General features: G+C 45.9%; 7 protein-coding genes. 3 read left to right on the top strand and 4 right to left on the bottom strand.

All coding sequences use genetic code 11. The features are described from left to right. Positions 1 to 165: 165 nt before the first annotated feature. The 4 genes from QT974_RS19500 to yqeK all read right to left on the bottom strand — a co-directional run bounded on the left by QT974_RS19500 (position 166) and on the right by yqeK (position 2993). Positions 166 to 1119 (bottom strand): asparaginase, encoded by a 954-nt coding sequence (locus tag QT974_RS19500; RefSeq protein WP_333470083.1) that lies wholly within the window; start codon positions 1117 to 1119, stop codon positions 166 to 168. A gap of 166 nt (positions 1120 to 1285) precedes the next feature. Next, a complete protein-coding gene (locus QT974_RS19505) occupies positions 1286 to 1786 on the bottom strand; it encodes a CGLD27 family protein (RefSeq protein WP_333470084.1) in 501 nt (166 codons plus the stop codon). Beyond that, complete coding sequence (gene rsfS / locus QT974_RS19510; protein ID WP_333470085.1) at positions 1783 to 2217, bottom strand: ribosome silencing factor; 435 nt, start codon at positions 2215 to 2217, stop codon at positions 1783 to 1785. The genes QT974_RS19505 and rsfS overlap by 4 nt, the downstream gene beginning before the upstream one ends. 137 nt (positions 2218 to 2354) lie before the next feature. Beyond that, on the bottom strand, positions 2355 to 2993 hold the full coding sequence (gene yqeK, locus QT974_RS19515; protein WP_333470086.1) for a bis(5'-nucleosyl)-tetraphosphatase (symmetrical) YqeK: 639 nt from the start codon (positions 2991 to 2993) through the stop codon (positions 2355 to 2357). A gap of 344 nt (positions 2994 to 3337) precedes the next feature. On the opposite strand from yqeK, the gene QT974_RS19520 reads away from it, so the two are divergent. From QT974_RS19520 to QT974_RS19530, 3 genes are read left to right on the top strand one after another with little or no spacing between them, the layout of a single operon-like run. Beyond that, on the top strand, positions 3338 to 3472 hold the full coding sequence (locus QT974_RS19520) for a BrnT family toxin (RefSeq protein ID WP_333470087.1): 135 nt from the start codon (positions 3338 to 3340) through the stop codon (positions 3470 to 3472). Next, complete coding sequence (locus QT974_RS19525; RefSeq protein ID WP_333470088.1) at positions 3435 to 3710, top strand: BrnA antitoxin family protein; 276 nt, start codon at positions 3435 to 3437, stop codon at positions 3708 to 3710. Before QT974_RS19520 ends, QT974_RS19525 begins: the two co-directional genes overlap by 38 nt. Further along, positions 3710 to 5032 carry a Na+/H+ antiporter NhaC family protein gene (locus tag QT974_RS19530; RefSeq protein WP_333470089.1) on the top strand — a complete coding sequence of 441 codons (1323 nt, stop codon included), beginning with the start codon at positions 3710 to 3712 and terminating at the stop codon, positions 5030 to 5032. Before QT974_RS19525 ends, QT974_RS19530 begins: the two co-directional genes overlap by 1 nt. Positions 5033 to 5243 lie beyond the last annotated feature (211 nt).

Raw genomic sequence — 5243 nt, forward strand, 5'->3', positions numbered from 1 at the left:
ACCTTCGGGTTATGAGCCCGACGAGCTACCAGGCTGCTCTATCCCGCGTCGCTTTGTCTACTCTCTAATATAAACATACCTTTGGGAAAATTGCAACCCCTAAATCAAAAAAGTTTTGAGATTGTAGGAGGGGTTGCTGAAATCGGCGAGCGAATCTCGATCGCACTAAAGCATCGAAACTTCGCCAACCACCTCTAAACGCTTACAATCGCTGAGAGTCAGGTAAGTGTCCGAGAGAGTTTCGGCGATCGTCGCAGTAATCCATCCCAACTGCTTGAGCAAGTGAATCGCCACAGCAAACTGAGCGCGCTTGCCCCCATCCGTGATTTTAATTGCCAAGCCCATGCCTTCACCAACCCGGCCAATGCACTGCACTCCCTCAGCGCCGGATTTGCTGACCAATTCCCCTTGAGTCAAGCGCATCAGTTCCGTGTCAAATTTGCCGTCACCGGCAACCATCGTCGGGTGGTGAGTCATAGCGCGGACAATCCGCTCCATATCCACATTGTCGCCGGAGGCCAACTTAGCGTACAAAGACGCCATTTGTCCCAACTGCAACAGATAGGTAGGAGCGCCGCAGTCGTCGCGAGCGCTAATAAACTCTTCGGCAGGCATGGCTAGCAAGTCAGCCACCTTGCCCAAAATAAGCTGCTGGACAGGATGTTTGCGCCGCAAATAAGTTTCCAGAGGCCAGTGCAGTTGCTGGCAGACAGCCAGCATTCCGGCGTGTTTCCCGGAACAGTTGTATTGCAGGGCGCTCTTTTTGCCTTCAGGAATGGGGCATTGAAGTTTGGATGGGTCAATGTCGCAGCGCCACAGGACGTTAAACACTTGTCGCGATTGCTCGATCGTACCTTGATGGGAACTGCAAATAATTGCTAAATCTCGATCGGTCAATTCGTAGCGTTCCAAAGTGCCGCTAGCCGTCACAGCCAAAGCTTGAAAAGGTTTGAGTGAAGAACGCACAAATGTCGCCGTTTCTGAGTTACCGGCAACAGAAAGAACGCGGCCGCGTTTGTCGCAGACAGCAGCCTGGGCGCGGTGCTTCGATTCGGGAATACCTTCGCGCAGCAATGTGACTTCAAGTTCGGGAGCTTGGGTTCGTTTTCCCCTTGTCATATCAATTTTAGATTTTAGATTTTAGATTTTAGATTGGGGTGAAAGAAGTTTTGAGTTGTTAGTTGTGAAGTTAATCTTTTGGTGATTGTTGGTAACTCAAAACTATCGGGCGGGCAGAAAACTGCGCCGCCCCTACGACTCAAAACTTCCCTTTTACCATGAACGATTACACAAAACTCCAAATTAGTCCCCCAGCAACCAGCAATACTGTCAAACCATAAAATGTCTGCCGCAGACGCTTGAGAATTGGTTCTAGTTCGTAGTTGACTATCAATTGGTCTTGAACTAAAACTTCGGGAGTTTTAGGCCAAGCTTGACAATCGTACCAGCCAGACTCTTCGTAGACGACTGTGGGATTTGAAAGGCGCGATCGCACGTAGAACCAACCCAAGTAAAGCCGCAGCAAAGCTAATCCTAGAATAAAACCGGCACCAGCGGCAGCGCACAGGGCAAACTGAACTGGATACTTACCGGGAGCAAAGCTGGCTGCTGCTAATGGCCCTGATACCAAGCAACTCCAACCGCACAGCCAAGCTAGTTTTGCCAGATATGCGGGCCAGTTGAGAGTTACCCAGCTAAAAAACCAGGATTCTGTAAGTTCTTGGTATTCATTAACCGGGCGCTGTTCTTCTGGAACAGGACAAATAGAAATAGAAGCGTTTTTCACATCAGCGTTCCTCTCGGTGCGGGGGAAAATTCAATTTGTTCGGCGTGTCCCCAGAACGCTTCTAAGTTGTAAAATTCGCGCTCTTGAGGTTTCAAGATGTGGATAATCACGTCGCCGTAGTCCATGACGACCCAACTGGCGTCTGATAGCCCTTGTGTACGCAGCGGCAAGCGTCCCCATTCTTCCTCTACTTGGTCGGCGATGGCTTGCGAGATGGCTCGTACCTGGACGTTGGAAAATCCGGTGACGATCGCAAAGTAGTCAGCTAGATAGCATACTTCTGCGACGCCCAGCAATACAATATCAACGGCTTTGCGATCGTCAGCAGCTTGTGCAGCGGTCAATATCAGGCCGCGGGCTTCGTCTGGGATGGTGGCGTCGGTTACTGTGGACTGAGCCCGGGAGTATTCGAGTTGGGTTAAATCTGACATTAAGTGTTTAATTTCCTAATTGAGAGAGTAAAGGGGAATGGGTACTTTGACGCGATCGATTGTTGGCAGTTTGAGCAGGGAAATAGGAGTTAGATTCAAGCCAAAAGTAAGTACAGGATTGCTGATAAATTTTACTTTTAACTTGTGATTTGTTCGCTCGACTTTCCTGTCGAATTTCCTATTTCGGGCGATTGGGCGCGAGCCATTTGCAGCGCCCAATTCCGCGTAAGTACGGTGCGCGGGTGAATGTAGCAGCGAGTTTCTAGCAAATATTTAAGAGAATAATCGCTAGTTTGCCACACCGCTGCATAAAGATTTTGCAAGCTTGCTTGGCGCAGCGCTTCTAGTTCGGCGGTGTTGCCGCGGCTCGGCTCTATAGTATCTGCTACAAATACGGTACAACTAAGCTGGCTCATGTTTGGTCGGCCGAGGGTATGATTGGCGATTGCGTCCAAAATTTCTCGATCGACCACCCCGAATTCGTCTCTAGCAACGATCGCGCTGGCGTCTGCGTGCAGCAAATGCGGGTGTGCTTCCAACACTGAGTCTAACTCTAAACCTTCCTTCTGAGCCATTTGCAGCAGTAGTTGGGGTTTAAAGTATTTTGCTGCGTCGTGGAGCAATCCTGCCTCTCGGGCTTTTGCTTCGTCTATGCCGTAATGGCGAGCCAAGTCTCCTGCTGTCTGTTCGACTCCGAGGATATGTGTGATGCGGGCGGCAGGAACGCGCTGTGTGAGCCAAGCTAGGACTTTTTCGCGATCGAGTGCAAGTGTCAAATATTAACTCCCAAATTGTTGGATCTATTATTTTAGCGTTTTGTTTTAATAGACTGCGGTGTCGGTTACGCAGGGGTGCGGTGGCTTCTGGGATGGCCAGAGGTGAAGGGGGCGATCGGTTCTACTCGAACAATTCAAAGATGTGTTAAAGTTAGTGGCTGTAACGACAAATTGTAGTTACAATGTTTAGTAACAATCAAGGTATGGAATTTGAGTGGGATGAGACTAAACGTCTTACCAACCTTAGCAAACATGGCATTGACTTTATCGACGTTCCAGTAGTTTTTGATGGAGAAATCGTGACGGTTGAGGACTAACGATTCAGTTATGGGGAGCAAAGGTTTGTGACATTTGGTTTGTTGCAAGGGCGAGTAGTCGCTATCGTCGATACAGAACGAGAGGAATGTACCCGCATTATTTCCGCTAGAAAAGCAACTAAATATGAACAACGAATTTACTTCGAGCAAATCTCAAACTGATTGGGAACGCCTAGATGCCATGACAGATGAAGATATTGACTTATCCGATTGCCCTGAAATTACGCCTGAAATGTTCGCGAAAGCATTAGTTCGGCGAGGTTTGCCCAACCGTAAGACAAAAGCTCAAGTGACCTTACGCATTGACAGTGATGTTTTGGAGTGGTTTAAATCTCAAGGTCGTGGTTATCAAACCCAGATCAACACCTTACTGAGAGAATACATGAAAGCCCATCAATAATGGATTTGCTATTTTTTGTAATTATCTCATTTTTTTTACTTTTAGTTAGTGCCATTAAAGGTTATTTTGTGGTTTATCCGCTGCTAGCTTCTATGGCAATTTTTATTGTCATTTTGTTAAACAGGGGATTTCAACTAAAAAGCTTAATCAAAATGGCTGTTGCAGGAAGTCAAAAATCTTTTTCAGTCATCGGTATTTTACTTTTAATCGGCGCAGTCATGGCTGTGTGGATGGCTGCGGGGACGGTTCCGGTGCTCGTATATTGGGGAATTAAATTAATTAGCCCTCAGTATTTTATATTTTGGGCATTTGTCTTAACTAGCATGGTTTCTGTGCTGCTGGGAACTTCCTTTGGCACTGTGAGTACGATCGGCATTGCTTTAACGATCGCAGCCAAGGACAGCGGTGTCAATCCCAATACGCTCGCCGGAGCAATTATTGCCGGAGCTTATTTTGGCGATCGGTGTTCTCCGATGTCTTCTAGTGCTAATTTGATTGCCACTATTACCCGCACAGAAATTTATACTAACATCAAAAATATGGCGGTAACAGCTTTTTATCCGCTGATATTTTCCAGCATCTTCTATTTGATTTTATCCCTAACAAATCCCGTTGAAATTGCTGGCAAAAACCTGGCTGTCGAAATTGGCAAAGCCTTCAATCTTAACTGGATAACTTGGCTGCCTGCCTTGACAATCTTAATTTTTTGTGTGTTGCGAGTAGAAGTCAAAATTGCTATGGCTGTTAGTATAATTGCCGGAAGTGCGATCGCCCATTTCGTCCAAGGTTATTCGGCGATCGAGATACTGCAATTTGCGATCGGCGGATTTAAGTTAGAATCAACTTCTAGTTTAAAAGATATTGTGGCTGGAGGAGGCATTTTGTCGATGGTCAAAGTTTCAAGTGTTGTAATTGTATCAACAGCATTTGCAGGCATTTTTGCGGGAACCAGAACACTAGAATTTATTGAAGTTTATCTCAACAAAGTTCGCTCCAGAGGCGATTTATTTTTAGCAACGACAGCCATCAGCATTTTATCAGCCGCATTTGGCTGCACCCAAGCTATCGCCATTCTCCTGACTCATCAGCTCGTTGAAGACAAATACCGAAAAGACGGATTAGATGATTATCAAGTTGCTGTAGACTTGGAAAATACCGCTGTTGTAATTTCTCCATTAATTCCTTGGAATATTGCCGGATTAGTGCCTGCAACAATCTTAGGCGTTAATTCAGATTTTATCCCTTATGCTGTTTATTTGTATCTCATTCCTTTATTTAACTTGATTCAACTGAAGCTGGCTAATCCACCTCATAAAAATTAACCAAAATTCAGATACATCTTGCATTCATTCTCTCGCTTTTCCTAAAATTATCGCCGTTCATCTGTATTGCATCGGCAGCATAACACTTATGCGACGAGTAGAAATACTCACAAATACTATGTCCCTGATTAGTCCATAATTAAATATGTTTACCACTCACAGAAAAATCATGAATCCAGAGAAACAAAGAAAGCTGCAAGAATATACCAGA

Origin of the sequence: Microcoleus sp. BM001215392, assembly GCF_036700185.1 — a bacterium.
Taxonomy (GTDB): Bacteria; Cyanobacteriota; Cyanobacteriia; order Cyanobacteriales; family Microcoleaceae; genus Microcoleus.

What these genes read in the sequence shown, in the direction of transcription:
- QT974_RS19530 (WP_333470089.1), top strand. Translation starts at nt 3,710, where the DNA reads ATGGATTTGCTATTTTTTGTAATTATCTCATTTTTTTTACTTTTAGTT.
- QT974_RS19500 (WP_333470083.1), bottom strand. Translation starts at nt 1,119, where the DNA reads ATGACAAGGGGAAAACGAACCCAAGCTCCCGAACTTGAAGTCACATTG.
- QT974_RS19525 (WP_333470088.1), top strand. Translation starts at nt 3,435, where the DNA reads ATGAACAACGAATTTACTTCGAGCAAATCTCAAACTGATTGGGAACGC.
- rsfS (WP_333470085.1), bottom strand. Translation starts at nt 2,217, where the DNA reads ATGTCAGATTTAACCCAACTCGAATACTCCCGGGCTCAGTCCACAGTA.